Raw genomic sequence first — 16,403 nt, forward strand, 5'->3', positions numbered from 1 at the left:
CATTGATCACCCGGCGATCGTTGTTCGCCGGGGGCGCGAGCCTGGGCCTCGCCGCCGCACTGGGTGCCTCACCCGTGCGCGCGGCGGCCCGCCGTGCCCCCCTGTCCGACCCGTTCCAGCTCGGCGTCGCCTCCGGCGAGCCCACGCCGGACGGCGTCGTCCTCTGGACCCGGCTGGCCATGGACCCGGTCGCGCTCGACGGGCTCGGCGGCATGCCGGACCGCGTCGTGCCGGTGCACTGGCAGCTCGCCTCCGACGAGAACTTCCGCCACGTCGTGCGCCAGGGCGTCGAGCAGGCCCGCCGCGAGTCGGCCCACAGCGTGCACGTCGAGCTGGACGGCCTGCGGCCGGGCGCGGAGTACTTCTACCGCTTCCGCGCCGAGGGCGAGATCAGCGAGGTCGGCCGCACCCTGACCGCCCCCGCCCCCGGCGCCCGCTCCCGGCCCCTGAACCTGTCCTTCACCTCCTGCGCCGACTACCAGACCGGCTGGTTCACCCCCTACCGCCGGATGGCCGAGGACCACCCCGACCTCATCGCCTTCCTCGGCGACTACATCTACGAGTACGGCGACTACAAGTACCCCGTCCGCGACCAGGCCGGCGGCGAATGCCTCGACCTGGCCGGATACCGGCTGCGGCACGCCCAGCACAAGGCCGACCCGGAGTCGCGGCTGGCCCACGCGATCGCCCCCTGGGTGGTCGTGTGGGACGACCACGACATCGAGAACGCCTGGGCCGGCGACGTGCCCGAGCAGCCCGACCCGCCCTTCCTCGCCCGCCGGGCGGCGGCCTTCCAGGCGTACTACGAGAACATGCCGCTGCGCCGCGCCCAGCGCCCCGACGGCCCGGCCCTGCGGCTCTACCGCACGATCCGCTGGGGCGCGGTCGCCAACCTGCACATGCTCGACACCCGCCAGTACCGCGACCTGTACGCCTGCACCGGCAGGAGCGGCACGGTCGGCGCCGACTGCGCAGAGCGGCTGGCCCCCAACCGCACGATGCTCGGCGGCGAGCAGGAGTCCTGGCTCGACGGGCAGCTCAAGGACTCCCAGGCCACCTGGGACCTGCTCGGCCAGCAGGTCTTCCTCATGGAGGAGGACTGGACCAACGGCGAGGGCAAGGGCTACTCCAACGAGGGCTGGGACGGCTACGTCGCCTCCCGCAACCGGCTGACCGCCGCCATCGACGACTACCGGCGCAACGCGGTCGTCCTCACCGGCGACGTGCACTCCCACTGGGCCGGGGAGGTCAAGCGCGACTTCCAGGACCCCGAGTCGAAGTCCGTCGCAGTCGAGCTGGTCACCACGTCGGTCACCAGCGCCGGCAACGGCCTCGACGAGTACCCCAACACCCAGACCCTGCTCGCCGAGAACCCGCACGTGAAGTTCTTCAACGGCCGCCGCGGCTACGTCCGCGCCAAGCTCACCCAGCAGGAGATGAAGGTCGACTTCCGCTCGCTGTCCCGGGTGACCGAGCCGTACGCGCCCGCCTACACCTCCGGCTCGTTCGTCGTCGAGCCGGGCGACCCGAGCCTCCACCCAGCCTGACGGGATCCCCATGCGCACGATCACGGCCGCCGCCGCGGCGGCCCTCCTCACCCTGCCCCCCGCGCCCTTACCCGGTTCCGCGGCGACCGCGGCGGCGGTCGCGGCGCCCCCGATGGGCTGGAGCAGCCGCTCCCTGGGCTGCTCGGTCTCCGAGGCGGCCGTCCGCCAGGCCGCCGACGCCCTCGCCCCGCTCGCGCCGCTCGGCTACCGGTACGTCGTCCTGGACGACTGCTGGCTGGCCGCCCAGCGCAGCGGCGGCGCCCTGGCCGCCGACCCGGCCCGCTTCCCGGGTGGCGTCAAGGCGCTGGCCGACGACCTGCACGCCAAGGGCCTCAAGCTCGGCCTGAGCCTGTCGGCCGGCGCCAAGGCGTGCTCCGGCGGCGGCCCCGGCTCCTACAAGCAGGAGGCCGCCGACGCCGCCCAGCTCAGGGCCTGGGGCGCCGACTACGTCAAGTACGACTGGTGCAACGTCCCGACGGCCGACTTCCCGGGCCAGAACGTGCAGCAGATCGCCCAGACCCTCTACCCGCGCATGCGCCAGGCCCTCGGCGACGGCGTGGTGTTCGCCATGAACAACGAGGACGGCAGCACCGTGCCCTGGTTGTGGGGCAAGGACGCCGGCGCCACCACCTGGCGGACGAACGTCTACAACAAGCCCATCCCCGACAGCTACCCCAGCATGGTCGACATCTGGGAGACCAACCAGCTCAGAGCCGAGTACGCCGGGCCGGGCAGCTGGGCCGACCCCGACCTGATCCAGGCCGGGCGCGGCGGGATGACCGAGACCGAGTACCGCGCCCAGTTCACCCTGTGGGCCATGGGGGCCGCGCCGCTCGTCCTGCAGGCAGACCCGGCCAAGGCGCCGGCCGCCGTCGTCGCCAACCCCAAGGTGATCGCGGTGGACCAGGACCGGCTGGGCGCGCACGGCCGGCTCGTCTCCTCCGACGGCTGGTACCACGTCCTGGCCAAGCCCCTGGACGGCGGCGACCGGGCGATCGCGCTGTTCAACGAGAGCGACCGGGCGGCGGTGATCTCCACCAAGCTCGGCGCGGGCTCCCGCCACCGGGTCGAGGAGCTGTGGTCCGGCGCGGTCAGCTCGACGAAGGACGTGCTGTCGGCGCAGGTCCCGGCGCACGCGGCGGTGCTCTACCGGGTCTCGGAGAGCCGGGAGCAGGCGCCGCCGCTGGTGACGTTCGAGGCCGACCCGCCGCGCTTCCTCGGCGAGGACCGCCCGTCGGTGCTGGAGCCCGGCGTGCCCGGCGAGCTGGTCACCCGCGTCACGAACACCGGGGCCACCGCCCCGCTGCGGGACGTCGAGGTCAAGGCGTCCGTGCCGGACGGCTGGCGCGCCGAGGCCCGCACACCGGCCAGGACCGCCCGGCTCGGCGCCGCCGAGACGTTCACCGTCACCTGGACGGTCACCCCGCCCGCGGGCGCCGCCCCCGGCACCTACGAGGTCGCCTTCACCCAGGGCGACCGGCGCGCCGTCGCCGTCGTCATCGTGGCCAGGGCGCCCGGCTCGGGCCGCACCTACCTGAGCGACCTGGCCTGGACCAGGGCCACGAACTACTTCGGCCCGGTCGAGAAGGACACCAGTAACGGCGAGCGGGCCGCCGGCGACGGCCGCCCGATCACCGTCGAGGGCGTCCGGTACGCCAAGGGCCTGGGCACGCACGCCCCCGCCGACATCGAGTTCCACACCGCCGGCCGGTGCACGACGGTCGAGTTCCAGGCCGGCATCGACGACGAGGTCGGCCAGGCCGGATCGGCCGACTTCGAGGTGTGGGCCGACGGCGGCCGGGTCGCGCACTCCGGCGTCCTGACCGGCGCCATGCCCGCCAGGAAGGTCACGGCGTCCGTCGCGGGCGCCCGGTTCGTCCGGCTGGTCGCGACCAACGGCGGCGACAACGCCACCTCCGACCACGCCGACTTCGCCGACGCCACCGTCACCTGTCAGTGAGGAGATGCACTTGAAGATCGTTCCCAGGCCCGTCAGCCACGGGACCAGGCGCGGGAGGTTCGTCCTCGACGGGCGCACGGCGCTCACCGCCGACCCGGCGCTCGCCGGGGTGGCCGCCTGGCTGCGCGCCGAGCTCAGCCAGGTCACCGGAGGTGAGCTGCTGCCCGGCACGCCGGGCCCGGGGACGATCACCCTGGGGCTGGGCGACGGCCTCGGCCCGGAGGCGTACCGGCTGAGCGTGGGCGACGACGGCGTCGCCATCGACGCGGGCGGGCCCGCCGGGGCCTTCTACGGCGCGCAGACCTTCCGCCAGCTCCTGCCCGCCGCCGCCTACCGCCGGTCGCCGGCCGCCGAACCCCTGGTCGCGGCGGGCGCGCACATCGAGGACGAGCCGCGCTTCGGCTGGCGCGGCTGCCTCCTCGACGTCGCCCGGCATTTCATGACCAAGCATGACCTGCTGCGGTTCATCGACCTGATGGCCCTGCACAAGCTCAACGTCCTGCACCTGCACCTGACCGACGACCAGGGCTGGCGCGTCGAGATCCGGCGCTACCCCCGCCTGACCGAGGTCGGCGCGTGGCGGCGGGAGAGCCAGACCGGCTGGAACGGCGCCATGGACGGCCGCCCCCACGGCGGCTACTACACCCAGGACGACCTCAGGGAGATCGTCGCCTACGCCGCCGCCCGGCACGTCACCGTCGTGCCCGAGATCGACCTGCCCGGCCACACCCAGGCCGCCATCGCCGCCTACCCGGAGCTGGGCAACCTCGGCACGCCGCTGGAGGTCCGCACGACCTGGGGCGTCGGCCGGAACGTGCTCAACGCCGAGGACGCCACCATCGCCTTCTTCAAGAACGTGCTCGACGAGGTGCTGGAGCTGTTCCCCAGCCCGTACGTGTGCGTCGGCGGCGACGAGTGCCGCAAGGAGCAGTGGCGGGAGAGCCCGTCCGCGCAGCGCCGGATCAGGGAACTGGGCCTGCGCGACGAGGAGGAGCTGCAGAGCTGGTTCATCCACCAGTTCGACGACTACCTGACCGCCCGGGGACGCCGCCTGGTCGGCTGGGACGAGATCCTGGAAGGCGGCCTCGCCCCCGGGGCGGTGGTGGCCTCCTGGCGCGGCGACCTCGGGGCGGTGGCCGCCGCCCGGCGCGGGCACGACGTCATCAACTGCTCCAACACCCAGGTCTACTTCGACTACCGCCAGGGGCCCGGCGAGGACGAGCCGGTGCCGTTCGGGACCGTGCTCGCCCTGGAGGACGTCTACGCCTTCGAGCCCGTGCCCGCGCAGCTGCGCGACGACCCGGCGGCGGAACGGGTGCTCGGCGCGCAGTGCGGGGTCTGGACGGAGCTGATCGACTCCAACCGGCGGGTGGACTACATGGTCTTCCCCCGGCTGGCGGCCTTCGCCGAAACCGTCTGGGGGCCGCCCGGGCGCGACCTGGCGGACTTCCGCGCGCGGCTGGCGGGTCACCTGCCGCGGCTGGCGGCGATCGGGGTGGAGTACCGGCCGGAGTCGGGGCCGCTGCCCTGGCAGACCAGGCCCGGCGTGCCAGGGCGGCCGGAGGACCCGAAGGAGTGGCAGGCCACCATCGACGCCTGGACCAGCAACCTGCGGGACCTCGCGTGAGGCCCCTGGAGCCGCCGTCGGGCGGCCGGGTGCTGAGCTGGCCGGGCTGCGAGAACGTGCGCGACCTCGGCGGGCTGCCCACCGAGGACGGCGGGCGCATCCGGTGGGGCGCGCTGGTGCGGGGCGACCGTCCGAGGAGCACGGCCGTCCCGGCGCTGCGGGCGCACGGGATCCGGCTCGTCGCCGACCTCCGGCTGGCCGCCGAGTGCCGGGCCGACCCCGGTCCCGACGTGCCGGGCCGCCGCCACCTGCCCGTGCTGCGGGACGAGGACACCGTCCTGGAGGCGCTGGACGACACCCTGCCCGGCATCTACCGGGTCATCCTCGACCGGGGCGCCGCCAGGTTCGCCGCCGTCCTGTCGGCCGTCGCCCACGCGCCGGACGGGGGCGTCCTGCTGCACTGCCACTCCGGCAAGGACAGGACCGGGCTGGCGGTCGCGCTGGCCCTCTCGCTGGCCGGCGTCTCCCGGCAGGAGATCGCCGCCGACTACGCCATGACGGCCGTCTGCCTGCGCCTCGACGACCACCTGGCCGCCCTGGACGGCGACGCGGGGCGGGCCAGGGCGCTGCGCCTGTTCGCCGAGGTCACCGCGGACACCATGCTGGCCGCCCTGGCCCACCTGGACGACCGGCACGGCGGCGCGCAGGCGTACCTGCTGGCCGGCGGCCTGCCCCCGGACGACCTGGCCCTGCTCCGGGCCCGCCTGGTGGACCGCTAGGGGGACGCGAGGGGGATCAACCCGTACGGCCCCAGAAGTCGTACGGGTCCCGGCCCGGGCGGAAGCCGTGCGCCCGGGCCAGCTCCGCCGCCTCCCGGAACCGGCGCGCGACGACGGACGGCTCGTGGGCGTCGCTGCCGAACGTCACGGCCTGCCCGCCCTCCTCCCGCCACCACCCGAGCAGCGTCGCGTGCAGCGGCAGGACCGTGTTGATCTCCAGCGCCCGGCCCGACCCGGCGGTCACCCGCAGCGCGTGCCGGAACTCCTCCTCGAAGTCGGCCGGGTCGAACGGCCCGGCCGCCCGCGGCCAGTAACGCACCGGGTAGTCGACGTGGGCCAGCACGGCGAACACGTCGCTGCCCGCGACCAGCTCGGGGATCTCGGCCAGGTAGTCCCGGAGGACGTCGGCGGCGGCGCGGCGGGCGTACAGGCCGGGCGGCTCGCAGAACCCGTCGCCGGCGGGCAGGCTGTGCAGGGAGCCGAGCACCCGGTCGAAGCGCCCCGCGGCGAGCACGCCGGCGACCTCCCCGGCGTGCCGGTGGGGCTCGCCCAGCTCCAGGCCGCTCAGGATGCGCAGCTCCGGGAACCGTTCGCGGCACCGCTCGACCGCCTCCAGGTAGCCGGCGGCGTCGAAGGCCGGGGGAGGGAGGTGGCCGTCCGGCGTCGTCAGCGCGAGCAGGTGGTCGTGGCCGTCGAGGGCGCCGGGGTCGACCGTCCAGACCGTGTGGTCGACGTGCTCGGTGAAGGCGATGGCGGGCAGGCCGAGCTCCACCGCCCGCGCGCAGGAACGCTCCATGTCGCCCTTCGGGGCGTCCCAGGACCATTCGCTGTGCACATGGCTGTCGGCGGGTAACGTCACGGGGCTCACTCCTCGGAGGGTAGGAGAAGATCGTCACGACTGTACCTCGCGAGCGTCCCGGCGTCCCGGGGGTGCGGCCGCCCCGGGGAGGAGGTCTGATCTGCCGTGAGATGCTGGCTTCCGTGACGACGACCGAGCCCGCCGGGCCCGCCCCGCGCCGCGGGCGCGGCCGGCCCGGCTACGACCAGGCCGCGATCCTGCGCGCCGCGGTGGAGCTGTTCAACCGCAGGGGCTACGACGCCACCAGCATGGGCGACCTGGCCAAGGAGCTCGGCCTGACCAAGCCGGCCATCTACCACCACGTCACGAGCAAGGAGCAGCTGCTCGGCCAGGCCCTCGACGACGCCCTCGACGAGCTCACCGCCGCCGTGACCGCCGCCACCCGCGACGCCGCCGGCCGCACGGCCTACGAACGCCTGCGCGAGGTCGTGCGGCGCAGCGTCGAGGTGCTGGTCGCCCACCAGCCGAGCGTCACGCTCCTGCTGCGGGTGCGCGGCAACAGCCCGGTCGAGCTGGCCGCGCTCGAACGCCGCCGCTGGCTCGACGACCGCCTCGCCGCGCTGGTCGCCGACGCCGTCGCCGAGGGCGCGCTGCGCGACGACGTGCCGCCCGCGCTGGTCAGCCGGCTGCTGTTCGGCATGGTCAACTCGCTGGTGGAGTGGTATCGCCCGGACGGCGCCTACGACCGGGCCATGGTCGCCGACGCCGTCACCGCGATCGCCTTCGACGGCCTGGCCGGGCACGCGCCCGGCGCTCACCAGGTGTAGAAGCCCTGGCCCGTCTTGCGGCCGAGATGCCCGGCGGCCACCAGGTCGCGCAGGATCCGCGGCGGCTCGAACCGGGGGCCGAGCTCGCGGGCCAGGTGCTCGGCGATGGCGAGCCGCACGTCCAGGCCCACCACGTCGGTGGTGCGCAGCGGGCCCGTCGGGTGGCGGTAGCCGAGGGTCATGGCCGTGTCGATGTCGGCCGCGCTCGCCACGCCCTCCTCCAGCATCCGCATCGCCTCCAGGGCCAGGCAGACGCCGAGCCGGCTGCTGGCGAAGCCCGGCGAGTCGGCCACCGTGACCGGCGTCCTGCCCAGCGCCCGCGTCCACTCCTGGGCCCGCTCGACCAGCTCGGGGTCCGTCCGCGGGCCGACGACGACCTCGATGAGGTCGCTGACCGGGACGGGGTTGAAGAAGTGCAGCCCGATGAAGCGCTCCGGCGCGGCCAGGCCGGCCGCGAGCCCGCCGATCGACAGGCTGCTGGTGTTCGTGGCCAGCACCGCGCCCGGCGCCTGCCGCTCGACCAGGGCGAACACCTGGGCCTTGAGCGCCGCGTCCTCCGGCACCGCCTCCACGACCAGCTCGCACGGGGCCAGCTCGGCGGGGTCGGCAGTCGTGCGCAGCCGGGACAGGACGTCCTTGAGCGGGCTGCCCAGCTTGCCCTTCTCCTCGGCCTTGGCCAGGCTGCCGGTCACCCGCTCCAGGGCCTGGGCGGCGGCCCGCGGGTCGCTCTCCACGACGACGACCCGGCTGCCGGCGGCGAGGAAGGCGTGCGCGATGCCCGATCCCATCCGCCCGCCGCCGAAGACGCCGACGATCTGGGGCAGTGTCGATGGCGACGTCATGAGCGCCGCTCCTTCCGCCGGTCGAGGAACGCCGTCATGCGCGCGTGCTTCTCCTCGGTCTCGAACAGGACCGCCTGGGCCAGGTCGTCCACGAACGGGTGCGCGGCGCGCGGGGCGTGGAAGACGGCCTTGGTCAGCCGGGTGGCCAGCGGCGCCCGCGCCGCGATGCGGTCGGCGAGCCGGTGACCGGCGGCGAGCAGGTCCTCCGGCTCGACGACGTCGTTGAGCAGGTGCACCGCCCGCGCCTCCTCGGCCGTCAGCACCCGGCCGGCGAGCAGGATCTCCTTGGCCAGCGGCTCCCCGACCAGCTCGGCCAGCCGCCAGGCGGCTCCGGCGGCGGCCAGGATGCCGAGGTCGGTCTCCGGGTTGCCGATCCGGGTGCGCGGCGTGCCGATCCGGAAGTCGCAGGCGTAGGCCAGCTCGGCCCCGCCGCCCAGGGCGTAACCGTCCACGAGGGCGATGGTCGGCATCGGCAGCCGGTGGATACGATCGAAGATCCTGGAGTTGATGCCGCGCAGCGCGTCGCCCCGGTCCCGGTCGCGGAGCTGGGCGATGTCCGCCCCGGCGGCGAAGGTCGTGCCCTCGCCGGTGAGCAGCACGACGCGCGGCTCGTCCTCGACGGCGGCGCACGCCTCGTGCAGCGCGGCGACCAGCTCCCGGTCGATCGCGTTGCGCACCTGCGGCCGGTTGAGCCGCCACACCACCCGGTCGGCGCCCTCCTCGACGATGAGGGTCATGGGCGCTCCGCCTGGGGAGCGCGGGCTTTCGTCACGGAAAACTCCTCTGCGTCGGGGTCAGGCGTCGTAGTCCACGGTGACACGGTCGCCGGCCGGGAACGTCTGGCAGGTGAGCACGAAACCGGCGTCCACCTCGGCCGGTTCCAGCGCGTAGTTGCGGCGCATGTCCGCCGCGCCCTCGCGGACCACCGCCCGGCACGTGCCGCAGACCCCGCCCCGGCAGGCGAACGGCAGGTCCGAGCGGGTCTGCTGGGCGCCGTCGAGCAGGGTGGACTCGCGCGAGACGGTGGCGGTCGTGCGCCTTCCGTCGAGCACCGTCGTCAGCACCGTCGTCGCGCCGGCCGGCACGCCCTCGGGCCGCCTCGGCCGAGGCGGGGGAGCGTCGACGTAGAAGAGCTCGACGTGCACCTTCGCGGCCGGGACGCCGAGCTCGGCGAGCACCTGGCGGGCGTCCTCGACCATGCGCAGCGGCCCGCACAGCCAGACGTGGTCGAACGTCTCGATCGGCACCAGCTCGGTGAACAGCCGCCGCAGCCGGTCGCCGTCCAGCCGGCCGGAGAACAGCTCGACGTCGCGCGGCTCCCGGGAGAGCACGTGGACCAGCTGGAAGCGCGGGCCGTACCGGTTCTTCAGGTCGCCGAGCTCCTCGGCGAACATCACGGTGCGGCTGCTGCGGTTGCCGTACAGCAGCGACACCCGCGCGCCGGGATGGGTGAGCACCGTCGAGGCGACCGACATCATCGGGGTGATGCCCGACCCGGCGGCCACGCACAGATGCCGCTCGCCCGAGGCGGGGTCGGCCTGCCAGGAGCCGGTGGGGGTCTGCACCTCGATCCGCGTGCCCGGCCGCACCTCGCGGACGAGCCAGGAGGAGAAGAGCCCGTCCGGGATCTCGCGGACGCCGATGCGCGGCGCGTCCCCGGCCGGGGCGCAGATCGAGTACGACCGCCGCTCCTCCCGCCCGTCCACGAAGCGGCGCAGGGTGAGCGACTGGCCCGCGCGGAAGGCGTACGCCTCGCGCAGCTCGCCGGGCACGGCGAAGGTGATCGCGGCGGCGTCCTCGCACAGGTGGTCGACCGCCGCCACGGTCAGCTCGTGGAAGGCGGCGTGCGCCCGGGCCGGCGCGGGCGCGAGCGTGGTCATCTCATATCTCCTTGACATGCTCGAACGGTTCCAGGCAGTCGGCGCAGGCGTAGAGCGCCTTGCAGGCGGTGGCGCCGAACTCGGAGGTCAGCCGGGTGGCCCGGGAGCCGCAGCGCGGGCAGGCCGGGGCGGTCCTGGCCGGGCCGAGCGTCAGCGGCACCGGCCCGGACGTGCGCCGGGCCGGTCCTGGCGCCGACAGCCCGGCGGCCCGCAGGGCGTCCCGGCCGCGCGCGGAGATCCAGTCGCTCGACCACGGCGGGTCGAGCACGACCCGCACCTCGACGCGCGGGAAACCCGCCTCCCGCAGCCGGTGGACGAGGTCGTCGCGCATGGTCGCCATGGCCGGGCAGCCGGTGTACGTCGGGGTGATCGAGGCGACCACGACCTCGCCGTCCGGGCCGGGCCGCAGCTCGACGCCGCGCAGCACGCCGAGGTCGGCCAGGGTGAGCATCGGCATCTCCGGGTCCCGCACCCGTTCCGCGGCCCGGATGGCGCGCTCACGGGCGTCCCCGGGCGCGGGTCCGGCGTGCTCGGCGGCGCTCACCAGCGGCCTGCCGGGTGGGCGCGGGCGACCGACTGCATGTCGGCCAGCAGGTCGGCCAGCGCCGGGGTGTGGACGCCGTCCCGGCCGCCGCCTAGCCTGCCTTCGAGGGGCGGGCGGGGGACGTCGCTCACCGTCAGCACCTGGTCGAGCACGGCGTCCACGTCGGCGCGCAGCGCGTCGGCCTCGACGGCGGCGCCCGAACGGGCGAGCGCGCGCTCGACGGGGTGCGCGGTGACCAGCTCGGCCAGCAGCGGCCACAGCTCGCCGAGCGCGGCGTCGAGCCGGCGGCGCGACTCCTCGGTGCCCTGGGCCAGGGTGAGGAACCAGCGGCCGGCCCAGTCGCGGTGGTAGGCGACCTCCTTGACGCCCTTGGCGGCGACGGCGGCCAGCACCGTGTCCGCGCTCGCCGACAGCCGCTCCAGCAGCGCCAGCCGGGCCGTGGAGAACAGCAGCAGGCGCACGACGACGTGCGCGAAGTCGCCGTTCGCGACCTCGGCCAGCCACACGTTCCTGAACTGCCCGGCGTCGCGGAAGAACGCCAGCGCGTCCTCCGGCGGCACCGGCGAGCCCTCGGGCAGCGCGGGCACCACGCCGGGATCGGCCGCCGCCGCCCGCGCCAGCAGCAGGCGGGCCTGCCCGAGCAGGTCGAGGGCCACGTTGGCGAGCGCGATGTCCTCCTCCAGGTCGGGGGCGCGGCTGCACCACTCCGTGAGCCGCTGCGACATGACCAGCGCGTCGTCGCCGAGCATGAGGCAGTACGCGGCCAGCTCGGCGTGGCCGACCCCGTCGGGCACGGTGGTGTCCACGCCCGCCAGCGGGTCCTCGAAGTCCGTGCCGAACGCCCACTGCGCGGAGTCCCCGCCGGTCAGGCCGTCGAAGATGCTCTCGTGGTCATCGCTCACGCTGGACCCCCTCTCACATGTGCGGGACGTCGCCCGGGATGTCGTAGAACGTCGGGTGCCGGTAGACCTTGTCGCCGCTCGGCGCGAACAGCGGGTCCTTCTCGTCCGGGCTGGAGGCCGTGATGGCGTCGGAGCGCACGACCCAGATGCTCACGCCCTCGTTGCGCCGGGTGTAGACGTCGCGGGCGTGCCGCAGGGCCATCGCGTCGTCGGGGGCGTGCAGCGAGCCGACGTGCACGTGGTTGAGCCCGCGCTTGACCCGGACGAACACCTCGTACAGCGGCCACTCCCGCCGGTCGGCGCTCATCGGGCGCCCGCCCCGGCCGCGGTACGGCTCGCGAACGCCGACGCGGCCTCGCGCACCCAGGCGCCGTCCTCGTGGGCGGCGCGGCGGTGGCGCATCCGCTGGGCGTTGCACGGCCCGTCGCCGCGGATGACCGCGGCCAGCTCCGACCAGTCCGGCTGCCCGAAGTCGTGGTGCCCGCGCTCCTCGTTCCAGCGCAGGTCGGGGTCGGGCAGCGTGACGCCGAGCGCCTTGGCCTGCGGGACCGTCATGTCGACGAACTTCTGGCGCAGCTCGTCGTTGGAGTTGCGCTTGATGCCCCAGGCCATCGAGCGCTCGCTGTTGGGGGAGCGGTCGTCGGGCGGGCCGAACATCATGAGGGAGGGCCACCAGAACCGGTTGACCGAGTCCTGGACCATCTCCCGCTGGGCCTGCGTGCCGCGCATCATCGTCATCAGCAGCTCGTAGCCCTGCCGCTGGTGGAAGGACTCCTCCTTGCAGATGCGGATCATGGCGCGGCCGTACGGGCCGTAGGAGGTGCGGCACAGCGGCACCTGGTTGCAGATCGCGGCGCCGTCCACGAGCCAGCCGATGGTGCCGACGTCGGCGTAGGACAGCGTCGGGTAGTTGAAGATCGAGGAGTATTTCTGCTTCCCGGCCAGAAGGAGTTCGGTCAGCTCGGCGCGGGAGACGCCCAACGTCTCGCACGCGGAGTACAAATAGAGGCCGTGCCCGGCTTCGTCCTGCACCTTGGCCAGCAGGATCGCCTTGCGGCGCAGCGACGGGGCACGCCCGATCCACTCGCCCTCCGGCTGCATGCCGATGATCTCGGAGTGCGCGTGCTGGGCGATCTGGCGGACGAGCGTCCTGCGGTACGCCTCCGGCATCCAGTCGCGGGGCTCGATCCGGTCGTGACCCGCGATGGTCGCGTCGAAGGCGGACTGCAGCCGCTCCTCCAGGTCCGGCTCCGCCGGCGTGGTGGTCATCGTCCCTCCGAGACATCGGTCTTATTTACTTATCGCTCGGTCAGTAATACGGTTGCATGAGTCGGGGCTTCCGCGCAAGAGAGGAGACAGCGTGAGCGCGCTGCTGGAGAGCTACGCCGCCGGACGATGGTTCCGCGCGTCGGACGACGGGGAACCCTTGCTCGACGCCGCGACCGGCGAGGAGGTCGCGCGGATCTCCAGCCGGGGGCTGGACGTCGCCGCCATGGTCAGGCACGCCAGGGACACCGGCGGCCCGGCGCTGCGGGCCCTGACCTTCCACGAGCGGGCCGCCCTGCTCAAGGCGCTGGCCAAGCACCTGATCGAACGCAAGGACGCGCTGTACGCCCTGTCCACGCGCACCGGCGCCACCGCCCGCGACACCATGGTCGACGTCGACGGCGGCATCGGCACCCTGTTCAGCTACGCGAGCAAGGGCGTGCGCGAGCTGCCCAACGACACCGTCTTCCTCGACGGCGGCCTGGAGCGCCTGGGCAAGGGCGGCACCTTCGCCGGTCAGCACCTCTACACCTCGCGGCCGGGCGTCGCGGTGCAGATCAACGCCTTCAACTTCCCCGTCTGGGGCATGCTGGAGAAGCTGGCCCCGGCCTTCCTCGCCGGGCTGCCCTCGATCGTCAAGCCCGCCGCCCAGACCGCCTACCTCACCGAGCTGGCCGTCCGGCAGATCATCGAGTCCGGCATCCTGCCGGAGGGGACGCTCCAGCTCCTGGCCGGCAGCCCCGCCGGGCTGCTCGACGAGCTGACCGTCCAGGACTCCGTCGCCTTCACCGGCTCGGCCCACACCGCGGGCATCCTGCGCCGCCACCCGAACGTGCTCGACGGCGGCGTCGTCCTCGGCGTCGAGGCCGACTCGCTCAACTGCTCGATCCTCGGCCCCGACGTGCGCCCGGACGATCCGGAGTTCGACCTGTTCGTCAAGGGCGTCGTCACCGAGATGACGGTCAAGGCGGGCCAGAAGTGCACGGCCATCCGCCGCGTGCTCGTGCCGGCGAACCTGGCGGACCAGGTGACCGAGGCGCTGGCCGCGCGCCTGTCGTCGATCACCGTCGGCGACCCGCGCAACCCCGACGTGCGCATGGGCCCGCTGGCCAGCCTGGGCCAGCGGGACGAGGTGCGCAAGGCGGTCGAGGCGCTGCTGGCCGGCGCGGAGATCGTCCACGGCGACCCGCGCGGCGCGTCCCTGCTGGAGGGCGACCCCGAGCTCGGCGCGTTCATGACCCCGCTGCTGCTGCGCGCCCGCCCCGGCGCCGCCGAGCCGCACGACGTGGAGCCGTTCGGGCCGGTCGCGACCGTGCTCGCCTACGACGGCGTCGAGGAGGCGGTCGCCCTGGCCGCGCGCGGCAAGGGCAGCCTGGTCGCCTCCGTCGCCACCCACGACCCGCAGGTCGCGCGGTCCGTCGTGCTCGGGCTCGCGCCCTGGCACGGCCGGGTCCTGGTCCTCGACCGCGACGACGCCAAGGAGTCCACCGGGCACGGCTCGCCGCTGCCGGTCCTCGTCCACGGCGGCCCCGGGCGGGCCGGCGGCGGCGAGGAGCTGGGCGGCGTGCGCGGCGTCCTGCACCACATGCAGCGCACCGCCGTCCAGGGCTCGCCGGACCAGCTCACCGCGATCACCGGCCGCTGGACGACCGGCTCGGCGCGCGCCGAGTCCGGCGTCCACCCCTTCCGCAAGTCGCTGGCCGAGCTGCGGGTGGGCGACACGATCGCCTCCGCGCCGCGCACGGTCTCGCTCGCCGACATCGAGCACTTCGCCGAGTTCACCGGCGACACCTTCTACGCCCACACCGACCCCGCGGCCGCCGCCCGCAACCCGCTGTTCGGCGGCATCGTCGCGCACGGCTACCTGGTGGTCTCCCTGGCCGCCGGGCTGTTCGTGGACCCGGCGCCCGGCCCGGTGCTGGCCAACTTCGGCGTCGACGGGCTGCGCTTCCTCACCCCGGTCAAGGCCGGCGACGCCATCGCCGTCGCGCTGACCGTCAAGCAGATCACGCCGCGCAGCGGCGCCGACTACGGCGAGGTGCGCTGGGACGCCACCGTGACCAACCAGGACGGCGTCCCGGTCGCCACGTACGACGTGCTGACCCTCGTGGCCAAGACCTGGCCGGAGGGCTGACGTGGACGACACTCCCGTTCTGCTCGAACGCGACGGCGCCGTGGCCGTCGTGACGCTCAACCGTCCCGACCACCGCAACGCGCTGAACGACGGGCTCAAGCAGGCGCTGCGCCGGGCGCTGGAGGAGGCCGCCGCCGACGACTCGGTCAGGGCCGTGCTGCTGACCGGCGCGGGCCGCGCGTTCTGCGTCGGCCAGGACCTCGCCGAGCACGCCGAGGCCCTGCGCGCCGACCCCGGCCACGCCTTCGACACGGTCGAGGCGGACTACGCGCCGGTCGTCCGGCTCCTGGCCACGATGCCCAAGCCGGTCGTGGCCGCCGTCAACGGCGCCTGCGTCGGCGCGGGGCTGGCTTTCGCGCTCGCCTGCGACCTGCGCGTCCTGGCCGAGGACGCCAAGCTGGCCACGGCGTTCACGGGGATCGGGCTCACCTGCGACTCCGGCCTGTCGGCGACCCTGACGCGGGCGGTCGGCGAGGCCAGGGCCAAGGAGCTGGTGCTGCTCGGCGAGCCGTTCGGCGCCGCGCAGGCGGTCGCGTGGGGCGTGTCGGGACGGGTGGTGCCCGGGGCCGAGGTGTGCATGGCCGGACGCGAGCTGGCCGCCCGGCTGGCGGCCGGGCCGACCGCGGCCTACGCCGAGTCCAAGCGGCTCATCGCGCAGGGGTGGGAGCAGGGCCTCGGTGCGGTGCTCGCCGAGGAGGCCCGTGCGCAGGCCCGCCTCGGCCTGACCGCCGACCACGCGGGCGCGGTGGAGGCGTTCCTCGCCAAGCGCAGACCGACCTTCGGAGGGCGCTGAACGAAGACCTGAGGGGGCTCAGCTCTCGTGGGCCCCCCAGTCCGCGCCCCGGCCGCGGGCCTCCTCGAACACCAGCCAGGTCCGGGTGGCCCGCACCCCGGGGATGTCCTGGATGCGTTCCAGCACGACGTGCCGCAGCGCGGCGTTGTCCGGCGTCCTGACCAGCACCAGGACGTCGTAGTCGCCGCCGACCATGGCGAAGTGCTCGACGTACGGCGTCTCGCGCAGCCGTGCCGTGACCTGGCGCCAGGAGTTCTGCTCGATCGTCACCGACACGTACGCGCTGGTGCCCAGGCCCGCCCGGTGCGGCGCCAGCTCGGCGGTGAAGCCGGTGATCACGCCGTCGTCCATCAGCCGGGTGAGCCGGGCGTAGACGTTGGCGCGTGAGACGTGCACGCGTTCGGCCAGGGTGCGCATCGACATGCGGCCGTCGCGCAGCAGCTCGGCGATGATCGCCCGGTCCACTCCGTCCAGGTTTGCGGCCGAACGTCCCGGCCAGCCGCCTTCGACGCCCTCGTTGGCTGACAATTGGCCCTCCATTAGTCCCATATGAAGCCGTTTGT

The 16,403-nt window shown here is 74.4% G+C and carries 16 protein-coding genes; 7 read left to right on the top strand and 9 right to left on the bottom strand.

Annotation, left to right across the window (positions count from 1 at the left end; translation table 11 throughout):
* Window positions 1–2: 2 nt before the first annotated feature.
* Genes ACFYYW_RS03790 through ACFYYW_RS03805 form a run of 4 tightly spaced genes read left to right on the top strand, consistent with a single transcriptional unit; the run spans window position 3 to window position 5,853 of the window.
* Window positions 3–1,547, top strand: a complete 1,545-nt coding sequence (locus ACFYYW_RS03790) for an alkaline phosphatase D family protein (protein WP_387644723.1) — start codon at window positions 3–5, stop codon at window positions 1,545–1,547.
* A gap of 10 nt (window positions 1,548–1,557) precedes the next feature.
* Window positions 1,558–3,507: an NPCBM/NEW2 domain-containing protein gene (locus ACFYYW_RS03795; RefSeq protein WP_387644726.1), complete on the top strand. Its 1,950-nt coding sequence runs from the start codon at window positions 1,558–1,560 to the stop codon at window positions 3,505–3,507.
* A 4-nt stretch (window positions 3,508–3,511) separates the two neighbouring features.
* The gene (locus ACFYYW_RS03800) at window positions 3,512–5,134 is read left to right on the top strand and encodes a beta-N-acetylhexosaminidase (RefSeq protein ID WP_387644729.1); all 1,623 of its coding nucleotides are present in this window, start codon (window positions 3,512–3,514) and stop codon (window positions 5,132–5,134) included.
* Window positions 5,131–5,853 (top strand): tyrosine-protein phosphatase, encoded by a 723-nt coding sequence (locus tag ACFYYW_RS03805; protein WP_352329962.1) that lies wholly within the window; start codon window positions 5,131–5,133, stop codon window positions 5,851–5,853. The genes ACFYYW_RS03800 and ACFYYW_RS03805 overlap by 4 nt, the downstream gene beginning before the upstream one ends.
* A 16-nt stretch (window positions 5,854–5,869) precedes the next feature.
* Here ACFYYW_RS03805 and ACFYYW_RS03810 read toward each other — a convergent pair whose 3' ends face one another.
* Window positions 5,870–6,712, bottom strand: coding sequence for a PHP domain-containing protein (locus tag ACFYYW_RS03810; RefSeq protein ID WP_364413242.1), 843 nt, complete (start codon window positions 6,710–6,712; stop codon window positions 5,870–5,872).
* Between the two features lie 122 nt (window positions 6,713–6,834).
* Between ACFYYW_RS03810 and ACFYYW_RS03815 the strand changes: the two genes are divergently transcribed.
* Window positions 6,835–7,479: a TetR/AcrR family transcriptional regulator gene (locus ACFYYW_RS03815; protein ID WP_352329965.1), complete on the top strand. Its 645-nt coding sequence runs from the start codon at window positions 6,835–6,837 to the stop codon at window positions 7,477–7,479.
* On the opposite strand, the gene ACFYYW_RS03820 is transcribed toward ACFYYW_RS03815, so the two are convergent.
* The 7 genes from ACFYYW_RS03820 to paaA are packed head-to-tail and all read right to left on the bottom strand — an operon-like array spanning window position 7,467 to window position 12,916.
* Complete coding sequence (locus ACFYYW_RS03820) at window positions 7,467–8,321, bottom strand: 3-hydroxyacyl-CoA dehydrogenase family protein (protein WP_387644733.1); 855 nt, start codon at window positions 8,319–8,321, stop codon at window positions 7,467–7,469. The two genes, ACFYYW_RS03815 and ACFYYW_RS03820, sit on opposite strands and share 13 nt — an antisense overlap.
* Window positions 8,318–9,058, bottom strand: coding sequence for an enoyl-CoA hydratase/isomerase family protein (locus ACFYYW_RS03825; protein WP_364389634.1), 741 nt, complete (start codon window positions 9,056–9,058; stop codon window positions 8,318–8,320). The genes ACFYYW_RS03820 and ACFYYW_RS03825 overlap by 4 nt, the downstream gene beginning before the upstream one ends.
* Before the next feature lie 57 nt (window positions 9,059–9,115).
* Entirely contained in the window at window positions 9,116–10,201 is a 1,086-nt protein-coding gene (gene paaE / locus ACFYYW_RS03830; protein ID WP_387644736.1) for a 1,2-phenylacetyl-CoA epoxidase subunit PaaE, read from the bottom strand.
* Window position 10,202: 1 nt separating this feature from the next.
* Window positions 10,203–10,745, bottom strand: a complete 543-nt coding sequence (gene paaD, locus ACFYYW_RS03835) for a 1,2-phenylacetyl-CoA epoxidase subunit PaaD (protein ID WP_387644739.1) — start codon at window positions 10,743–10,745, stop codon at window positions 10,203–10,205.
* A complete protein-coding gene (gene paaC / locus ACFYYW_RS03840) occupies window positions 10,742–11,647 on the bottom strand; it encodes a 1,2-phenylacetyl-CoA epoxidase subunit PaaC (protein WP_387644741.1) in 906 nt (301 codons plus the stop codon). The genes paaD and paaC overlap by 4 nt, the downstream gene beginning before the upstream one ends.
* A gap of 13 nt (window positions 11,648–11,660) precedes the next feature.
* Window positions 11,661–11,954, bottom strand: coding sequence for a 1,2-phenylacetyl-CoA epoxidase subunit PaaB (paaB, locus tag ACFYYW_RS03845; RefSeq protein WP_352324188.1), 294 nt, complete (start codon window positions 11,952–11,954; stop codon window positions 11,661–11,663).
* The gene (gene paaA / locus ACFYYW_RS03850) at window positions 11,951–12,916 is read right to left on the bottom strand and encodes a 1,2-phenylacetyl-CoA epoxidase subunit PaaA (protein WP_352324189.1); all 966 of its coding nucleotides are present in this window, start codon (window positions 12,914–12,916) and stop codon (window positions 11,951–11,953) included. Before paaA ends, paaB begins: the two co-directional genes overlap by 4 nt.
* Window positions 12,917–13,007: 91 nt before the next feature.
* Here paaA and paaZ point away from each other — a divergent pair, with 91 nt between their 5' ends.
* Window positions 13,008–15,047: a phenylacetic acid degradation bifunctional protein PaaZ gene (gene paaZ, locus ACFYYW_RS03855; RefSeq protein ID WP_387644745.1), complete on the top strand. Its 2,040-nt coding sequence runs from the start codon at window positions 13,008–13,010 to the stop codon at window positions 15,045–15,047.
* A gap of 1 nt (window position 15,048) precedes the next feature.
* Entirely contained in the window at window positions 15,049–15,840 is a 792-nt protein-coding gene (locus ACFYYW_RS03860; protein WP_387644747.1) for an enoyl-CoA hydratase/isomerase family protein, read from the top strand.
* Window positions 15,841–15,858: 18 nt separating this feature from the next.
* Here ACFYYW_RS03860 and ACFYYW_RS03865 read toward each other — a convergent pair whose 3' ends face one another.
* Complete coding sequence (locus ACFYYW_RS03865) at window positions 15,859–16,368, bottom strand: Lrp/AsnC family transcriptional regulator (protein ID WP_352324192.1); 510 nt, start codon at window positions 16,366–16,368, stop codon at window positions 15,859–15,861.
* Window positions 16,369–16,403 lie beyond the last annotated feature (35 nt).

The sequence above is a fragment of the Nonomuraea sp. NPDC001831 genome, from assembly GCF_042892035.1.
Classification (GTDB): Bacteria; Actinomycetota; Actinomycetes; order Streptosporangiales; family Streptosporangiaceae; genus Nonomuraea.